Source organism: Luteimonas terrae (genome assembly GCF_004358165.1).
Taxonomy (GTDB): domain Bacteria; phylum Pseudomonadota; class Gammaproteobacteria; order Xanthomonadales; family Xanthomonadaceae; genus Luteimonas; species Luteimonas terrae.
In genome coordinates this window covers 1,547,710-1,564,507 of sequence record NZ_SMTG01000002.1, presented here as the reverse complement: position 1 = coordinate 1,564,507, position 16,798 = coordinate 1,547,710, and the positions used below count along the sequence as shown (strand labels likewise).

Annotated in this window: 18 protein-coding genes and 1 pseudogene; 11 read left to right on the top strand and 8 right to left on the bottom strand. The window is 70.9% G+C overall.

What is annotated here, in order from left to right; all coding sequences use genetic code 11:
* Window positions 1–67: 67 nt before the first annotated feature.
* Both E2F49_RS07200 and E2F49_RS07195 read left to right on the top strand, forming a co-directional pair.
* Window positions 68–463 (top strand): MerC domain-containing protein, encoded by a 396-nt coding sequence (locus E2F49_RS07200; RefSeq protein WP_055249323.1) that lies wholly within the window; start codon window positions 68–70, stop codon window positions 461–463.
* 77 nt (window positions 464–540) lie between these two features.
* Window positions 541–768: pseudogene (locus E2F49_RS07195) on the top strand (30S ribosomal protein THX); the annotation flags it as partial.
* 58 nt (window positions 769–826) lie between these two features.
* Here E2F49_RS07195 and hutI read toward each other — a convergent pair.
* Window positions 827–2,047 (bottom strand): imidazolonepropionase, encoded by a 1,221-nt coding sequence (gene hutI, locus E2F49_RS07190; RefSeq protein ID WP_133393175.1) that lies wholly within the window; start codon window positions 2,045–2,047, stop codon window positions 827–829.
* A complete protein-coding gene (locus E2F49_RS16330; protein ID WP_165971143.1) occupies window positions 2,037–2,204 on the bottom strand; it encodes a hypothetical protein in 168 nt (55 codons plus the stop codon). The genes hutI and E2F49_RS16330 overlap by 11 nt, the downstream gene beginning before the upstream one ends.
* Before the next feature lie 61 nt (window positions 2,205–2,265).
* Here E2F49_RS16330 and E2F49_RS07185 point away from each other — a divergent pair, with 61 nt between their 5' ends.
* The 4 genes from E2F49_RS07185 to E2F49_RS07170 all read left to right on the top strand — a co-directional run bounded on the left by E2F49_RS07185 (window position 2,266) and on the right by E2F49_RS07170 (window position 7,258).
* A complete protein-coding gene (locus E2F49_RS07185) occupies window positions 2,266–3,510 on the top strand; it encodes a formimidoylglutamate deiminase (protein ID WP_133393174.1) in 1,245 nt (414 codons plus the stop codon).
* A gap of 106 nt (window positions 3,511–3,616) precedes the next feature.
* Window positions 3,617–5,260, top strand: coding sequence for a serine hydrolase (locus E2F49_RS07180; RefSeq protein ID WP_165971142.1), 1,644 nt, complete (start codon window positions 3,617–3,619; stop codon window positions 5,258–5,260).
* A 1-nt stretch (window position 5,261) separates the two neighbouring features.
* Entirely contained in the window at window positions 5,262–6,497 is a 1,236-nt protein-coding gene (locus E2F49_RS07175; protein ID WP_133393172.1) for a sensor histidine kinase, read from the top strand.
* Window positions 6,494–7,258, top strand: coding sequence for a LytR/AlgR family response regulator transcription factor (locus E2F49_RS07170; RefSeq protein ID WP_133393171.1), 765 nt, complete (start codon window positions 6,494–6,496; stop codon window positions 7,256–7,258). The genes E2F49_RS07175 and E2F49_RS07170 overlap by 4 nt, the downstream gene beginning before the upstream one ends.
* A gap of 15 nt (window positions 7,259–7,273) precedes the next feature.
* On the opposite strand, the gene E2F49_RS07165 is transcribed toward E2F49_RS07170, so the two are convergent.
* The 3 genes from E2F49_RS07165 to E2F49_RS07155 all read right to left on the bottom strand — a co-directional run bounded on the left by E2F49_RS07165 (window position 7,274) and on the right by E2F49_RS07155 (window position 10,889).
* Window positions 7,274–7,786 (bottom strand): methylated-DNA--[protein]-cysteine S-methyltransferase, encoded by a 513-nt coding sequence (locus E2F49_RS07165; protein WP_133393170.1) that lies wholly within the window; start codon window positions 7,784–7,786, stop codon window positions 7,274–7,276.
* Window positions 7,783–9,333, bottom strand: a complete 1,551-nt coding sequence (locus E2F49_RS07160; protein ID WP_133393169.1) for a DNA-3-methyladenine glycosylase 2 — start codon at window positions 9,331–9,333, stop codon at window positions 7,783–7,785. The genes E2F49_RS07165 and E2F49_RS07160 overlap by 4 nt, the downstream gene beginning before the upstream one ends.
* 287 nt (window positions 9,334–9,620) lie before the next feature.
* On the bottom strand, window positions 9,621–10,889 hold the full coding sequence (locus E2F49_RS07155; RefSeq protein ID WP_133393168.1) for an alkaline phosphatase family protein: 1,269 nt from the start codon (window positions 10,887–10,889) through the stop codon (window positions 9,621–9,623).
* Window positions 10,890–11,050: 161 nt separating this feature from the next.
* On the opposite strand from E2F49_RS07155, the gene E2F49_RS07150 reads away from it, so the two are divergent.
* On the top strand, window positions 11,051–11,368 hold the full coding sequence (locus E2F49_RS07150; protein ID WP_133393167.1) for a hypothetical protein: 318 nt from the start codon (window positions 11,051–11,053) through the stop codon (window positions 11,366–11,368).
* Window positions 11,369–11,449: 81 nt separating this feature from the next.
* Here the strand turns inward: E2F49_RS07150 and E2F49_RS07145 are convergent, their stop codons facing one another.
* Window positions 11,450–12,157 carry a ThuA domain-containing protein gene (locus tag E2F49_RS07145; protein WP_243713492.1) on the bottom strand — a complete coding sequence of 236 codons (708 nt, stop codon included), beginning with the start codon at window positions 12,155–12,157 and terminating at the stop codon, window positions 11,450–11,452.
* 161 nt (window positions 12,158–12,318) lie between these two features.
* Here E2F49_RS07145 and hutU point away from each other — a divergent pair, with 161 nt between their 5' ends.
* Complete coding sequence (gene hutU / locus E2F49_RS07140) at window positions 12,319–13,989, top strand: urocanate hydratase (protein WP_133393165.1); 1,671 nt, start codon at window positions 12,319–12,321, stop codon at window positions 13,987–13,989.
* 36 nt (window positions 13,990–14,025) lie between these two features.
* On the opposite strand, the gene copM is transcribed toward hutU, so the two are convergent.
* Window positions 14,026–14,490, bottom strand: a complete 465-nt coding sequence (gene copM / locus E2F49_RS16625; RefSeq protein WP_243713491.1) for a CopM family metallochaperone — start codon at window positions 14,488–14,490, stop codon at window positions 14,026–14,028.
* A 156-nt stretch (window positions 14,491–14,646) separates the two neighbouring features.
* Between copM and E2F49_RS07130 the strand changes: the two genes are divergently transcribed.
* From E2F49_RS07130 to E2F49_RS07120, 3 genes are read left to right on the top strand one after another with little or no spacing between them, the layout of a single operon-like run.
* On the top strand, window positions 14,647–15,234 hold the full coding sequence (locus E2F49_RS07130) for a hypothetical protein (RefSeq protein ID WP_133393164.1): 588 nt from the start codon (window positions 14,647–14,649) through the stop codon (window positions 15,232–15,234).
* A 55-nt stretch (window positions 15,235–15,289) separates the two neighbouring features.
* Window positions 15,290–15,754 carry a peptide-methionine (R)-S-oxide reductase MsrB gene (msrB, locus tag E2F49_RS07125; RefSeq protein WP_133393163.1) on the top strand — a complete coding sequence of 155 codons (465 nt, stop codon included), beginning with the start codon at window positions 15,290–15,292 and terminating at the stop codon, window positions 15,752–15,754.
* A 60-nt stretch (window positions 15,755–15,814) separates the two neighbouring features.
* On the top strand, window positions 15,815–16,108 hold the full coding sequence (locus E2F49_RS07120) for a hypothetical protein (RefSeq protein WP_133393162.1): 294 nt from the start codon (window positions 15,815–15,817) through the stop codon (window positions 16,106–16,108).
* Window positions 16,109–16,130: 22 nt separating this feature from the next.
* Here E2F49_RS07120 and E2F49_RS07115 read toward each other — a convergent pair whose 3' ends face one another.
* Window positions 16,131–16,790, bottom strand: a complete 660-nt coding sequence (locus E2F49_RS07115) for a hypothetical protein (protein ID WP_133393161.1) — start codon at window positions 16,788–16,790, stop codon at window positions 16,131–16,133.
* Window positions 16,791–16,798 lie beyond the last annotated feature (8 nt).

Below are 16,798 nucleotides of genomic sequence, written 5' to 3'. Positions count from 1 at the left end.
GCAGTACACTGGTGGGCGAAGAGGGAATGTTATAATGTTACGGAAATCCCCGCATCCCCCAAAAGACATGTCTGCACACGATTCCACCCTGCAACGCGCCGACCGGGTCGGCTTTGCCGCGTCGTTCCTGTGTGCGGTCCATTGCGCGCTGCTGCCGGTGCTGCTGGCGCTGTTGCCGGCCTTCGGCCTGAACGTGGGCGGCTGGATCGACATCGATCAGGCCTTCGTGATCTTCGCCACGCTGCTCGGCGCGACCACGCTGACCCTCGGCTGGCGCAGGCATCGCGCGTTCCGCGCCTGGGCGCTGCTGCTGCCGGGTCTGGCGCTGGTCTGGGCCGGTGCGTTCACCCATCTGCACGACCACACCATCACCCACGCGGTGGTGATGACCATCGGCGGTCTGCTGCTGGCCGGCGCGCATCTGCTGAACCTGCGCCTGACCCACGCCCACCGCGGCCGCTGAGCCCCATCTGCGCCGTGACCGCGTGCTAGAATCCGCGGTCCCGTGCGCCCCGAGTTGGGCGCACGTTCGCGTCCACGCATTCAACACGCAAAAGCATCAGGAGCACATTCATGGGCAAGGGCGACCGCAGGACCCTCAAGGGCAAGCGCTACAACGCGAGCTACGGCAACAGCCGCTCGAAGGGCCTCGTCAAGGCCACCGGCACCGCGACCGCACCGGTCGTGAAGAAGGCCGCCGGCACCAAGACCGTCGCCAAGGCGCCGGCGAAGAAGGCCGTCGCGAAGAAGGCCGTCAAGGCCGACTGACGCGACACGCGCTTCGTTTCAAGACAGAGCCCCGCGAAAGCGGGGCTTTTTCGTGGGCTCAGTCCAGCCGATGCCCGCCGGCGAACGACATCGCCAGCAACGGCCCGCCGAGCCAGTAGACGAGTTCGGCGGGCTGCGCGACCTGCCAGCAGGCGAAGTCCGCGCGCTGGCCGACGGCCAGGCGTCCGCGATCGGCCAGGCCGAGTGCGCGCGCCGCATGCACGGTCGCGCCGCGCAGCGCTTCTTCCGGCGTCAGCCGGAAATGGGTGCAGGCCAGCTGCATGGCCTGGCGCAGCGACAGCAGCGGCGAGGTGCCGGGATTGCAGTCGGTCGCGACCGCCATCGGCACGCCTGCGGCGCGGAAGGCATCGAGCGGCGGCAGCGTGGTCTCGCGCAACACGTGGAAGGCGCCCGGCAGCAGCACCGCGACCGTTCCGGCCCGGGCCATCGCGGCGACGCCCGCGGGTGAGGTGTGCTCGACGTGGTCGGCCGACAGACCGCCGAATTCGGCCACCAGCGCCGCGCCTTCGCCGTCGCTGAGCTGGTCGGCATGCAGTTTCACCGGCAGTCCCAGCGTGCGCGCGACCTCGAACACGCGTCGCGTCTGCGCGGCGCTGAAGGCGATGCGTTCGGCGAAGGCGTCGACCGCGTCGACCAGACCGTCCGCATGCAGGCGCGGCAGCCAGTCGCAGACCGCATCGATGTAGGCATCGCCACGGCCGGCGAACTCCGGCGGCAGCGCATGCGCGCCCAGGAAGGTCGTCCGCACGGTGATGCCGAGCACGTCGCCGATGCGGCGCGCGACGCGCAGCATCTTGCGTTCGTTGTCGAAGTCCAGGCCGTAGCCGGACTTGATCTCCAGCGTGGTCGCGCCGTCGGCAACCAGCGCTTGCGCACGCGGCAGCGACTGCGCGAGCAGCGCGTCCTCGTCGGCCTCGCGCACGGCGCGCACGCTCGACACGATGCCGCCACCGGCGCGCGCGATTTCTTCGTAACTGGCGCCTTGCAGGCGCATTTCGAACTCGCCGGCGCGGTTGCCGGCGAACACCGCATGCGTGTGGCAGTCGATCAGGCCGGGCGTGACCAGACCGCGCGTTTCGATGACCTGTCCGGCCTGCGCCTCAGCGCCGTCGGGCAAGGCGTCGTGCGGGCCCACGTGGACGATCCGCCCGTCGCGCCAGCCCAGCGCGCCGTCTTCGATCAGGCCGTAGCCGCTGTCGCCGTCCAGCGTCGCCAGCGTGGCGCCGAGCAGCAGGCCGTCCCAAGCGTCAGTCGACACCGCCGTCTCCGTTCGCGCCGGTGTCCGCACCGGGGCGCGCCTGCACGCGCGCGTCGGACTGTCGCTTGCGCGTCGCGGCGACGCCGGCGAAGACCGCGACCAGACCGCCGATCACGGCGACCAGTGCGCCCAGCAGCGCGATCGAAGTTGGGCTCATCGGATGTTCCAGGCATGAAGACCGGCTAGCCTACCGCACACGTTTTCGAGGAGCCGGACCGATGCACGAAGACCCCGCGATCCACGTCGCGCGCACGCCGGCCGGCTGGCGCCTGCCCGGCATCGCGAACCTGCATTCGCACGCCTTCCAGCGGGCGATGGCGGGGCTGGCGGAAGTACAGACCGATCCGGCCGATTCGTTCTGGACCTGGCGCGAGACCATGTACCGGATGGCCGGGCGGTTCGATCCCGACACCTTGCGCGCGGTGGCGACGCAGCTCTATGTCGAGATGCTGGAAGTCGGCTACACCACGGTCTGCGAATTCCATTACGTGCACCACGCGCCCGACGGCCGCGCATACGCACCGGCGAGTGCGATGAGCGATGCGCTGATCGAGGCCGCGGCCGGCACGGGCATCCGCCTGACGCTGCTGCCGGTGCTGTACATGGCCGGCGGCTTCGACGGGCGCGCACTGGGCGAGCGGCAGCAGCGGTTCGGACACGACGTCGACGCGTACCTGCGCCTGTTCGGCGATCTGCACGCGCGCCAGCACGAAGGCCTGCGCGTGGGCTGCGCGCTGCACAGCCTGCGCGCCGTGCCGGCGCAGGCGATGGACGCGGTGCTCGCCGGCCTGCCGGACGACGCGCGCATCCACATCCACATCGCCGAGCAGGTGGCCGAAGTCGAGGAATGCATCGCCGTGCGCGGTGCACGGCCGGTGGCGTGGCTGCTGGATCACGCGCCGGTCGACGCGCGCTGGACGCTGGTGCACGCGACGCATCTCGATGCCGCCGAAGTGCAGGGCATCGCCCGCAGCGGCGCGACCGTCGCGCTGTGCCCGACGACCGAAGCCAATCTCGGTGACGGGCTGTTTCCGCTGCGCGACTACCTCGATGCCGGCGGCCGCTGGGGCATCGGTTCAGACTCGCACATCTCGGTCTCGCCGGTCGAGGAACTGCGCTGGCTTGAGTACGGGCAGCGGCTGGTCACGCGCCGTCGCAACATCGCCGTCGGTGACACGACGCCGAGCGTCGGCGCGACCCTGTTCGCCGGCGTGCAGGCCAGCGCAGCAGCGTCCACCGGATTCGACGCGCGCGACGATGCGGTGGTGCTCGATGCCGATGCGCCACTGCTCGTCGGCGCCACGCCCGCCGATGTGCTCGACCGCTGGGTCTTCGCCGGCAACCGGCCGCTGGTGCGCGAAGTGCAGGTGGCGGGTCGCCGGGTCGTCGCGGAGGGCCGGCACGCGATGCACGAGGCCGCGGCGCGGGACCATGCCCGCGCGATGGCGCGCCTGCTCGCCTGAGCCTGCGCCGGTTCCATCGGCCGGATCCGGGGTTCCGTCGCAAGGCCCGGCAGGGAAGGCGCGGGGTGCGCAGCATGGCACCATCCCAGAGGAAGGAGATTCCGCGATGTTGCCCAATGTCATGACGCTCACCGCTTTGCTCGCACTCGCCGCGGGCAACGCCGCCGCGATGGACGATGTCGCGCTGGCCCGTGCGGTCGACGCGCGGCTGTCGGGCGATCGCACCGGTGCCTGCTTCGCGGTCGCGGTGATCGAGCGCGAGCGCGTTGCGCGGACCTACCGCTGCGCCGACGGCACGGCGACACCGCGGATCGGTGCCGACAGCGCGTTCGAGATCGGTTCGGTCAGCAAGACGATGACCGCCGCGCTGCTCGCGCAATTGATCGCCGAAGGGAACGGGTCGCTGGACGACCCCTTGGCCGACTGGTTGCCGGCAGGCACGGTGGTGCCGGCGTTCGAGGGTCGGCCGATCCTGCTGCGGCATGTCGTCACCCACACCTCGGGTCTGCCGGCGCTGCCGGCGCGCATGCAGGTCAGCAATCCGGCCGATCCGTACGCGTCGGTGACGCCGGCGGCGTTGCTGGCCTCGCTCGGCGACGTCACGCTGCAACGCGCACCGGGCACGCAGTTCGAGTACTCCAACTTTGCGTCGATGCTGCTCTCCTACGCGGTCGCGCAGCGCGCCGGCCAGCCGTTCGAAGCCTTGCTCCGCGAGCAGCTGTTCGCGCCGCTCGGCATGACGCACGCCTACATCGCGCAGCCGCCAGGCGGCGTGCGCCCGACCACCGGCCATCTGCCCAACGGCAACCCGACTGCCGCCTGGACCATTCCGGGCGATCTTGCCGGCGTCGGCGGTGTCCGCGCGACGCTCGACGACATGGTCCGCTACACCCAGGCGCAGCTCGGCCTGATCGAAGTGCCCGCCGCGGTGCGGGCGGCGCTCGAGGCCACGCAGCAGCCGGTGTCCGAACAGCCGCCGATGGCAATGAACTGGATGCTCGCCCCGTTGGCCGGGCGCCGCGTGTGGGTGCACGAAGGCGGCACCGGGGGCTTCTCGTCGCTGGTCGGTTTCGACCCGGCGAACGGTCGTGGCGTCGTCGTGCTGTCGGATACCGCGCTGACCGCGCTCGGTGGACTCGGCAGTCTCGGCGCGCACCTGCTCGATGCCTCGGTGCCGGTCGGCAAGCCGCGCAAGGTCGCGACGCCCCCGGCGGAGGTCCTCGATGGCCTGGTCGGCAGCTGGCAACTGGCCGGCGGCATGCGGGTGGAACTGGCGCGCAAGGGCGACACGCTGACGATCCATCCGGCGGGCCAGCCCGTGTTCGAACTCGGCTATGACGACTTCGGCGATTTCTATCCGCTGCAGTTCGATGCGCTGCTGTCGCCCAAGCAGGCGTCGGACGGCCGTTGGACGTTCGTCTGGCTGCAAGGCGGCGGCGCGATGCCGGCCACGCGCGTGGACGACGGAGCGCAGGCCGGGCAGGCGCGGCTAGACGATGCAACGCTTGCGGCCTACGCCGGCGACTACACGCTGATGCCGGGATTCGTGCTGAAAGTGGACGCCGCCGATGGACGCCTGCGCGCGCAGGCGACCGGCCAGGGCGCCTTCCCGCTGGACGCCACCGGCACCGACCGCTTCGAGGCCGCGGCCTTCGGCATCGAGCTGCGCTTCCAGCGTGGGGCGGACGGCCAGGTGAACGCGCTGGAACTGCACCAGGGCGGCCGCGTGATGCGCGGCGCGCGGGGTTGAGATGACGACGGCCAACGCACGCAACGTACTGGGCCAGCCGCTGCCCGACGACGTGGTCGTCGGCGGCGATTATCTGTGGACCCGTTACCGCCGCTATCCGGTGTTCAGCGCGCACTGGCTGGCCGGGCGCACGCTGCTGTTCGGCAGCGTGATCCTGGGCTTCTCGGTGCTGACGCTGCTTGCCATGTCGATCAGCCCGGCCACGCTGGCCGGCGCACTGACCGCGAGTGCCTACTCCTTCATCGCGTTCCTGCTGATGACGACGGCGGGGCCGGCCTGCGCGACGCTCGTGCGGCATCTGCGTCTGCCGCTGCGCCGTGAACGCGTGCTGGTCGTGCTGTCGCTGTGCGTCGGCATCGTGATCGCCTATTTCGCCGATCGTTGGGCCAGCGGTTACATCAACGCGTTCATGGAGTCGCAGATGGGCCAGCCCGCCTACGACCTGGAGGCGATGCGCGCGCATTACGAATCCGGCTCTGCGCGCATGGGCGTGATGGCCGTCCATCTGGTCACGCTGGTCTTCATTTACGGACTGCTCGGCGGCGGCATGGCCCTGCGCGCCTATTTCGGCGAACAGCGGCGTCTGGCCGACAGTCGCCACCGCAGCGAGGTCGCGGCGTTGCAGGCGCAGACACGCGAGTCGGAGTTGCGGCTCGGCGCGCTGCAGGCGCAGGTCGAGCCGCACTTCCTGTTCAACACGCTCGCCTCGGTGCGCGCGCTGGTGCGCCAGGACGCTGGCCGGGCCGAGGCGACGCTGGATGCGCTGGTGGACTATCTGCGCGCGACAATTCCCCGCCTGCGCGACGGCGGGGCGACCCTGCAGTCGACGCTCGGCGAGCAGCTCGACCTGTGCGCGCGCTATCTCGAACTGATGCGCCTGCGCACTGCCGACCGCCTGCGTTACGTCATCGAAGCCGATGCCGCGCTGCGCGCATTGCCGTATCCGCCGCTGTTGCTGATCACCCTGGTCGAGAACGCGGTCAAGCACGGCGTCGAGCCCAAGCCCGGCGCCGGTTGCATCCGCGTGCGCGCGTGGACCGCGGACGGCACGCTGCACGTCGGCGTGGTCGACGACGGCGCCGGCCTGCAGCCGGGTGTCGGCGGCGGTATGGGCCTGGCCAACGTGCGCGACCAGTTGGCGGCCCGCTTCGGCAACCGCGCGTCGCTGCGTCTGACCGGCGTCGCCGGCGGGGGTGCCGAAGCCGAAATCCGCACGCCATTGGACGCACACGCATGACCGACACCGTCACGGCTCTGGTCGCCGAGGACGAAGCGCCGCAGCGCGCCGCGTTGCTGGAGATGCTTGAGACCCTGTGGCCCGGGCTCGACGTGATCGCCGCCTGCGAGGACGGCATCACCGCGCTGCAGGCCGCCGCCGAACACCGGCCGCGCGTGGCCTTCCTCGACATCCGCATGCCCGGCGTCGGCGGGCTCGATGTCGCGCGTGCGGTCGTCGCCGGTGGCGGCCTGGTGGTGTTCACGACGGCCTACGACGAATATGCGATCCGCGCGTTCGAGGCCGGCGCGGTCGATTACCTGCTCAAGCCCGTCTCGGAGGCACGGCTGCGCCTCGCGGTGGACCGGTTGCAGGAGCGGTTGCGGCAGCCGTCGGGCGACGACCTGCAGGCGCTGGTCGACGATCTGGAAGCGCGCCTGCGCCCGCAGGGCGAGCGCCAGATACGCTGGATCAGCGCGAGCATCGGCGACCACGTGCGCATGATCGGCATCGACGAGGTGCTGTTCTTTCAGGCCCAGGACAAGTACGTGCGCGTGGTCACCGCCGACGACGAGGCCCTGATCCGCACTCCGCTCAAGGAGCTGCTGGGCGGGCTGGATCCGGACACGTTCTGGCAGGTGCATCGCGGCACGGTGGTGCGCGTGTCGACGATCGACCGCGTGCGCCGCGACGAACTGGGCAAGACGCGGATCCAGCTCCGCGGGCACCGCGAGTCGTTGCCGGTGAGCGCAGCCTTCGTGCACCGTTTCCGCGGGATGTAGGCGCCGGACGCGCGTCTACAGCAGGGCCGTCTCGCGTGGCCACGCACCTTCCAGCGTCAGCAGGAAGACCTTGGTCGGCAGCCCGCCGCCGAAGCCGGTCAGCGCGCCACCGGCCCCGATGACGCGATGGCAGGGCACGACGATCGACAGCGGATTGCGCCCGTTCGCCGCGCCGACCGCGCGGCTCGCCGTGGGCTTGCCGACCATGCGCGCCAGTTCCACGTAGCTGGCCGTCCTGCCATAGGGAATCCGGGTCAGGCCATCCCAGACCTGCTGCTGGAATGCCGTGCCGCGCGCCGCGAGCGACAGCGCGAAGCTGCGGCGCGTGCCGGCGAAGTACTCGCCCAGCTGCGTCGCAGCGGCGTCGAGCACGGGATGCGCGCCCGCGCGCCAGTCGTCGCCGCGCGGCACCGGATGCCGGTGCTCGGCGAACTCGACCGCATGCAGGCCGGCATCGGACGCGGCAAGGAACAGCGGCCCGACCGGGCTGGCGATCGTGCGGGTGAACACGGCAGGCGTCGGATTCATGTCGGGGAACTCCGTGGGCGACGCGCGCGCGGGGACGGCGTCGGAGAGGATGCGGGTGCGGGTGCGGAGGCGCTGGCCTCGCGCCAGAGATGGAAGACCGCGTAGCCGCGCCATGGGCGCCAATGCTCGGCGTGCGCGAGAAGCTGCCTTGCGCCCAGACGCGATCCGTCACCCGGCAGCGTCTTCTGCAGGACCAGGTCCTCGGCCGGGAACGCGTCGGGATGGCCGAGCGCTCGCAGCGCGATGTACTGCGCGGTCCACGGCCCGATGCCGGGCAGCGCGACCCAGCGCGCGACGAAGTCGTCGAGCGTGCGGGACCGGTCGAAGTCCACCCGGCCCTCGATCAGCGCACGTGCGATGCCGCGGATGGTCGCGATGCGGCTGCCGATCAGGCCGAGGCCGTCGAAGTCGGCATCGACGAGGGCCTCGGGCGTCGGGAACAGATGCGCGAAGCCCTGCGCCGCCAGCGCGTCGGGCAGGCGCGCGCCGAAACGCTGCGACAGGCGCGCGGTCAGCGTGCGCGCCGCGGCCACGCTGACCTGCTGTCCGATCACCGCGCGCACCGCGATCTCGAAGCCGTCCCAGCCGCTCGGCAGTCGCAGGCCCGGGCGCCGGCGCAGCAACGGCGCGAGGCGGGCGTCCGCCGCGAGATGGGCGGCGATCGCGTCGGGGTCGGCGTCGAGGTCGAACATGCGGCGGACCCGCCGTACTGCGTCCTGCAGGTGCGATGCGGCGCAGCCGTGGAGTTCGAGGCGCAAGGCGTCGGGCGCCGAATCGCCGCGCGATGCGGGCCACGCGCCGACGCGCAGCCAGCCCGGCGCCGCGGCCTCGCCGATGACGCGCGTGTAGGACGTCTCGTCGACGTGCTCGATGCCGGGCAGGGCGCGGCCGCGCAGGAAGTCCAGCATCGCCGGCAGGTCGTAGGGTGGACGGTAGGCGAGGCGCAGCACCAGCGCGTCACCGGTCGATTCCCGCGGGGTGCGGCGCAGTTCGCGCGGCGGCATGCGATACGCCTGCTGGAACACCGCGTTGAAGCGCCGCAGGCTGTTGAAGCCGGCCGCCATCGCGACGTCTGTGACCGGCAATGCGGTCTCGGTCAGCAGTTGCTTCGCAAACAGCAGGCGCCGGGTGCCGTGCACGCCGATCGGCGCCGCGCCCAGACGCTCGACGAACAGCCGGCGCAGCTGGCGCTCGCCGATGTGCAGGCGCGCCGCCAGCGCGGACAGCGGCGCGTCGTCGAGCGCGCCTGCATCGATCAGTGCCAGCGCCCGCGCGACGATGTCGTCGCCGCGGTGCCAGCTGCCGTCGACCGGCGACAGTTCGGGCCGGCAGCGCAGGCAAGGCCGGAAGCCGGCCGCTTCCGCGGCGGCCGCGTTGGGGTAGTAGACGACGTTGCCGGGCTTCGGCGCCGGCGCCGGACATACCGGCCGGCAGTAGATGCCGGTCGTGCGCACCGCAGTGAAGAACAGCCCGTCGAAGCGCGCATCGCGGCTCAGGCGCGCCTGCTCGCAGACGGCGGTGTCGGACAGGGCGGGCGGGGGAGGCATGCGAGCAGGCTAGCACCGGGGCAGGCGCCGGACTGGCCGTTTTCGGACATGGATGTCGAGGGCGGGATCGGATCGCGGCTGGCGCGCCGCGCCGCTTCATCCCAGGCGGAAATGAAGCCCTCCCCCGCTCGCGGGGGAGGGTTGGGTGGGGGCAAACGCGCCCATCGCATCACGGCTGAGCTCGGGCAGCTTCGCAGCGAAGACGCGCGCCCGAGGCGTTGCCATGCGATCCGATGGATCGCGCTATTCCATCCTTCATACGCGCGCGGTGAAGGCGACCCGTGCCTTCAGCGCGCGCCGTCGCGCAGCGCCGGCAGCAACGTCCGCGGATTCCCGTCGTTCTCCGCCGGCGTCACCCGCAGCAACCGCGCCAGCATCGGGTAGAGGTCGACGTTGTCGAAGCCGTCGAGCCTCACGCCGCTGCGGAACGCCGGGCCGTGCGCGATGAACACCGCGCGCATCTCCGGCGCGGCCGGGTCGTAGCCGTGCGAGCCGCGCGTCTTGCCGGCGCGTCGCGCGATGGCCGTGCGCGGAATCGCGTCCCAGCCCAGGTGCATCTGGCAGACGATCGGCGGGATGCGCGGATGCGTGCCGAAGTGCCAGCGGGGCGGCAGCTCGCCCTTGCGCCAGCAGTCGTACTGCGGATGCGCGCCCAGCAGCTTGGCCTCGACCTGCGCCTCGAAACCGGCATTCGGCGCGATGCCGATCACCTGTCCGTAGGAGACGACGCGCGCCTCTTCCATCGACACCATGTCTTCCAGCGCGATGGTCCGGCCGGGCGCCACTTCCGCCATGCCGTGATCGGAGACGACGACGAGATTGACCCGGTCCTCGAGTCCGCGCGCGCGGAGGCCCGTCACCAGACGCCCGAGTGCGGCATCGACCTGCCGCAAGGCCGCGTGCAGCTCGGGCGAGTCGGGCCCGTACGTGTGGCCGGCCGAATCGGTGTGCTCGAAGTACAGCGTCGCCAGCGCGGGGCGGGTCGCGTCCGGCTCGGACAGCCAGTCGAGCACCGTGTCGACGCGCGCGTCCATCGCGCGCGATTCGTCGTACGGCAGCCAGCGCGTCGGCCGCACGCCGTGCACCGGCGCCTCGCTGCCCGGCCACGCGAGCGTGGCGGTGGGCAGGCCGGCCTGTTCGGCCGTGACCCACAGCGGCTCGCCATCCTCGAACCATGCGCCGTTGCCGACCGCGTCGCGGTCCGACAGGCGGAAATCGCCCAGCGTCGAATCGTGCATCGAGTTGTGGATCAGGCCGTGACGGTCCGGCCGCAGGCCCGTCACCAGCGTGTAGTGGTTGGGGAAGGTCAGCGACGGGTACGACGGGCGCATCCAGGCCTGCACGCCGGCAGCGGCCAGCGCGTCGAAGTGCGGGGTGTCGCCGCGTCCCAGATAGTCGGGACGCAGACCGTCGAAGGAGACCAGCAGCAAGGTCGGCACTGGGGCGACCATCGCTGCGGACGCAGGTGCCTGGGGAGGTGTGGGCCGGTTGGCGCAGGCGGCCAGCAGCAACAGCGGAAGCAGCGCGATCGCGCGCGCGAAAAAGGTTCGGGGCATCCGCACAGGATACCGGCGTGTCATGACGGACCGCAGTCAGTCGCATGAAGCGGCGGCAACGCAGGCATCACCCGCGCTGAACATTCATCGCGCGCAGACCCGCAGGCACGCGTCTGCGGGTATCGTGTCGGCACACAGGTCTGCACCGCAGGAGGTGCGCGATGAAACAGGCATGGTGGACGGCGGCGATCTTCGCCGGTCTCGCGTTCGGCGCGGTCACCCAGGCGGCGCACGCCCAGCAGCAGGAAGAGGAAGAGGAGTCGATGCGCGAGCGCGGCCAGCGCGCCAGCCCGTCGGACCGCTTCTGCATCCGCGAAACCGGTTCGCGCGTCACGGCTGCGCGCAATGCCCGTTCCAAGCGCGCCGAACAGGAATGCACGACGGGCGGTGGGCGGGTCTACACCCGCGAGGACATCGAACGCACCGGCACCGTCGACATCAAGGATGCGCTGCGGCGTCTGGATCCGTCGGTGTTCTGAGCGGACACGTCAGTGCGCGCCCGAACGCCCGGCCAGTGCCGGGCGTTTTTTGTATCCGCGCGGCATGCAGCGCCGGTCCGCTCAGCAAACTTCCGCGCGCCCCGTGCTCCACAGCAGACCGCGTTGCAGATGTGCGCGGAACACCGGATCGGCGAACAGCGCGGCATCGTGCCCGAGCCCGGTGTACCAGGCGCGCCCGCCGGCATTGGTGTGGCACCAGGCGATCGGATGGTCGTCGCCCATGCCGCCGGACGGGTGCGATGCCGGATCGACCGACGCGATCACCCGGACCTGCGGACGCGGGTTGCGGCGGTAGTCGTAGATCTCGTCGGTGACCCGCCAGTCCTGGACGCCCGCCGGCCCGGACCCGTTCTCGAACACCACGCGCACCGTCTGCAGACCGTCCGGATGCCGCGCGAACCACGCACCGACCAGATCGCCATACCATGGCCAGGTGTAGCCGCTGTCTGCGGCCGCGTGCACGCCCATGAAGGCGCCGCCATTGGCCACGTAACGTTCGAAGGCGGCCTGTTGCGTGGGGGCGAGGACTTCGCGGGTCGTCTGCGCGAACACGACCGCGGCGTAGCGCGCCAGCGTCGCGTCGTCGAACAGCGTCGCGTCCTCGGTGGCATCCACCGTCAAGCCCGACTGCGCGCCGAGCGTGCGCAAGGTGTCGATCGTCACCGGAATCGAATCGTGGCGGAAGCCCGCGGTGCGCGAGAACACCAGAACGCGGCCGGGCGCCCCGCCGGCGACCTGTTGCGCGGGCTCGAGTGCAGGGCTGGACACGCAGCCCGCGAGTGCGACCACGCACGCGGACGTCAGGAGTAGGCATCGGATCATGCGCGCGAGCATAGGCCGTGCGACACGTCCGCCTCACGCCGCAGCGCACCAGCTGGCAGTGCGTCCCGATGCGATAATCGCCGCATCGTCTTCGATGGATTGCCGCAATGACCGACGCCTCGCGCCACGACCCGTCCCGCACCGTTCGCGCCCCGCGCGGCAGCGAGCTGACCTGCCGGTCGTGGCTCACCGAAGCGCCGTTCCGCATGTTGCAGAACAATCTCGATCCCGAGGTCGCCGAGCGCCCCGAAGACCTCGTCGTCTACGGCGGCATCGGCCGCGCCGCGCGCGACTGGGCCTGCTACGACGCGATCCTCGAATCGCTAAAGACCCTCGGCGACGACGAGACCCTGCTGGTGCAGTCGGGCAAGCCGGTCGGCGTGTTCCGAACGCACGCCGACGCGCCGCGCGTGCTGATCGCCAATTCCAACCTCGTGCCGCACTGGGCGACGTGGGAACACTTCCACGAACTCGACCGCAAGGGTCTGGCGATGTACGGCCAGATGACCGCGGGTTCGTGGATCTACATCGGCAGCCAGGGCATCGTGCAGGGCACCTACGAGACCTTCGTCGAGATGGGCCGCCAGCACTACGGCGGCGATCTGACCGGCAAGTGGATCCTGACCGCCGGCCTCGGCGGCATGGGCGGCGCGCAGCCGCTGGCCGCGAGTCTGGCCGGCGCGTGTTCGCTCACCATCGAGTGCCAGCAGAGCCGCATCGATTTCCGGCTCAAGACCCGTTACGTCGACGAGCAGGCCGACGATCTCGACGATGCGCTCGCGCGCATCACGAAATACACGCAGGCCGGCGAGGCCAGGTCGATCGCGCTACTCGGCAACGCCGCCGACGTGTTGCCCGAGCTGGTGAAGCGTGGCGCGCGCCCGGACTGCGTGACCGACCAGACCAGCGCGCACGACCCGGTGCACGGCTATCTGCCGATCGGCTGGAGCGTCGAGCGCTGGATCGCCGAGCAGACCGCGAATCCCGGGGCCGTGCGCGACGCGGCCAAGGCCTCGATGCGCGTGCACGTCGAGGCGATGCTGGCCTTCCACGCGCAGGGCATCCCCACGGTCGACTACGGCAACAACATCCGCCAGATGGCGCGGGACGAAGGCTGCACCAATGCCTTCGATTTCCCCGGCTTCGTGCCGGCCTACGTGCGGCCGCTGTTCTGCCGCGGCATCGGCCCGTTCCGATGGGTCGCGCTGTCGGGTGATCCGGAAGACATCGCGAAGACCGATGCCAAGGTCAAGGAACTCATTCCCGACGACACGCACCTGCATCGCTGGCTGGACATGGCCGCCGAACGCATCGCCTACCAGGGCCTGCCGGCGCGCATCTGCTGGGTCGGCCTGGGCCTGCGCGACAAGCTGGGCCTCGCGTTCAACGAAATGGTGCGCAACGGTGAACTCAAGGCGCCGATCGTGATCGGGCGCGATCATCTGGATTCCGGTTCGGTCGCCTCGCCGAACCGCGAGACCGAAGCCATGTTCGACGGCAGCGACGCGGTCAGCGACTGGCCGCTGCTCAACGCGATGCTCAACGTCGCCGGCGGCGCGACCTGGGTCTCGCTGCACCACGGCGGCGGCGTCGGCATGGGCTACTCGCAGCACTCGGGCGTGGTGATCGTCTGCGATGGCAGCGAGGCCGCCGATGCGCGCATCGCGCGCGTGCTGTGGAACGACCCCGGCACCGGCGTGATGCGCCACGCCGATGCCGGCTACGACATCGCGAAAGACTGCGCGAAGACGCAGGGTCTCAAGCTGCCGATGCTCTGAAGGAACAGCGCCGCCCGGTCCGGCGGCGCTCCTGCATCAGTGGTGCGCGTGCGCGTCGTGGCCGTCGTGCGCGTCGGCCGGTGCGCCGGTCGACTGGCCGCGCGCTTCGAGCCACTGGCGCATCTGCGCGATCTCGGCTTCCTGCGCATCGATAACCTGCTGCGCCAGGGCGCGCACTTCCGGGTCCTTGCCGTGTTCGAGCACCACGTGCGCCATGTCGATCGCGCCCTGGTGATGCGGAATCATGCCGCGCATGAAGTCGACATCGGCATCGCCGGTGAAGCCGGCGCCCATGCCGGCGTGCATCGTGTCGTTGACGCGCTGGTAGGCCAGGGTGGACGGGCTGGCGTCGGCGGCCGCGGGTGCAGCGGCCGGTGCGGCGGGCGCGGTGCTCGGCGCCGCTGCCGACGCGTCGGCACTCGCGGGCGCGTCCGGCGCGGCGGGCGAGCAGGCCATTACGCAGAGCGTCAGGGCGGTCAGGCCGGTCAGTCGCTTGATCACGGGGGGCACCTCGGTGTGGAAGGTCGGACACCATGCCGCCGTCGGCGCCCGCTGTCCATGTCGCGGTAGGCCCGGTGGCCGGAAGTCGGGGTGGCGAAGGTCATGCGCGCCGCGGCTGCGCACTCCGTAGAGTGCCGGCAATACAGGGAGACGACCATGCGGATGTGGGCCGACAACGCGATCGACATCGCAACCGGACGCTGGCGTCTGTGGCTGCTCGCTGCGGTCTGCGTCGCCGAGCTCGCGCACCTGGTCTGGGAACATCTGCACGGCGGCATCGTGAGCCACCACCTGCTCGCACGCCCCGACCTGCCGGCGATCTGGAACGGCTGGGGGCTGGTGCTGCTGCCGGCGCTGGCCTGGTTCGCGTCGGGTCGCGTGTCGCGTCGCATCGCGGCCAGCCGTGATCCTAGGCGCGCGGGTGCCCGCGTCGCCATCGGCGCGGCCGCCGGACTGCTGACCGGCGCATTGCTGTCGGCGGCTTTCGTGCAAGGGCGCGAGGATCTGGCCGGCGCCGTCCTGCTGGCCGCCGTCGCGCTGGGCGTGCTGTTGCCGGCCTTCCGCGCCGAATGCGTGTTCGGCTTCGTCGTCGCGATGACCTTCGTCTTCGGCGCGTTCCTGCCGTTGCTGATCGGTAGCGTGGTCGCCGCGGTGTCGGCGCTCGCGCATCGCGGCGTCTATCCGCTGGTCTGGCGGTTGTGGAAGCGGACGCGCCACCCCGCTACGGGCAGGGTGCGCTCTTGAGACGGGGCCGCGCCGCCGCCATCTGGTCGAGTCCAGACCCGCGACGAGAAGCGCCATGTCCCGATTCGACCTGACTCCGCCAACCCCCGAACAGCGCGCTGCACTTGAGGCCGGGCTGTCCGCGGACGAGCGCCGCGTGCTGCTGCAGCATGGGACCGAAGCGCCGTTCTGCGGCGTGTTCCTCGACAACAAGCGCGAAGGAACCTACTGCTGCCGGCTGTGCGCGCTTCCGCTGTTCCGCTCCAGCGCGAAGTTCGATTCGGGCACCGGCTGGCCGAGCTTCTTCGCGCCCTACGACGCGGCGCACATCACGCTGATCCGCGACACCAGCCACGGCATGATCCGCGTCGAGGAAGTCTGCGCGCGCTGCGGCAGCCATCTGGGCCACGTGTTCCCTGACGGCCCGCCACCGAGCCACGAACGTCATTGCCTCAACTCGGTCGCGCTGTCGTTCGTCGCCGAGGGCGAGCCGTTGCCCGATCCATTGCAGCGTGGCGGTGCGGAGGCGGGCAGCGCCTGACGTTCGGGTTTTTCCATGGAAGGTTCTCCAATGCGGAATACCCCTGCACACACACCGCTGATGGCCGTATCGGTCGTGAGCGTTGCCCGAATGCTGGCGGCGATCTATTTCGTGCTCGGTGTCTTCGCCAGCGCCGTCACGGCGGCGGGCGTGCATTTCGCCAGCGGGCCCGTCACCCAGGTGACGCTGGCAGGGCCAGTCACCTTGTCGTTCGACTCGATGCCGCCGGCCTACGTGTTCATCGGATACCCGATATTGAGCGCGCTCGGCGGCAGCCTTCTCGGTGCCCTGGTCGCCTGGCTCTACAACGTGTTCGCACCACGCATCGGACCGATCCGCCTGAAGCTCGATTGATCGGCGCAGCGCGCTGCAGTCTTCAGCGTGCCTCGAACTCCGCGATCTCGGCGAGCACGCGCTGGCTGCGGCGGATGCCGTCGGCACCGTCGCCGCAACTGGTGGACGTTCCGGCGTCCGTGCGCAGGAGCCGTCGGCGGTGGCGCAGGCTGTAGAGCCAGGTGACGACGAGTCCGATCGCGCTGATCGCCAGGCTCCAGACGATCCACCCCGGCGTGCCGGCGCCGCGCGGCACATCGCCGAGGCCGGCGACCGCGACCACGACCGGCAGCCACATGATCCACCACGGCAGGCCGCATACCGTCGCGTTCAACGCGTAGGCGCGCAGCAAGGCGGCGAGCTGGCGCTGGATCGTCAGCACCGGCGCGCTGTAGTCGACGCGCGCGGCGAGGACCAGCGTCAGCGTCCCGCCGAGGATATTGAGCACGCCGAAGGCGTGCAGCGCGAGACCCGCCGCCAGCAGGCCCGGGACGTCGGTGTTGCGTGTCCAGCAAGCCACGCCGAGCGCGATCAGCCCCAGGCCGAGCGCACACTGCAGCCAGTGCCCGAGCTTGAGCATCCGCAGATGTCCGCGTGCCCGGTTCATGCGGGTTTCGCGCAGCAGCGCAAGCTGCACCGCATCGCTGCGCGCCATGCGCGCTTCGAGCGACTGCCAGGCGGATTTCAGGTCGTCGTGTTCCATGGCGGTGT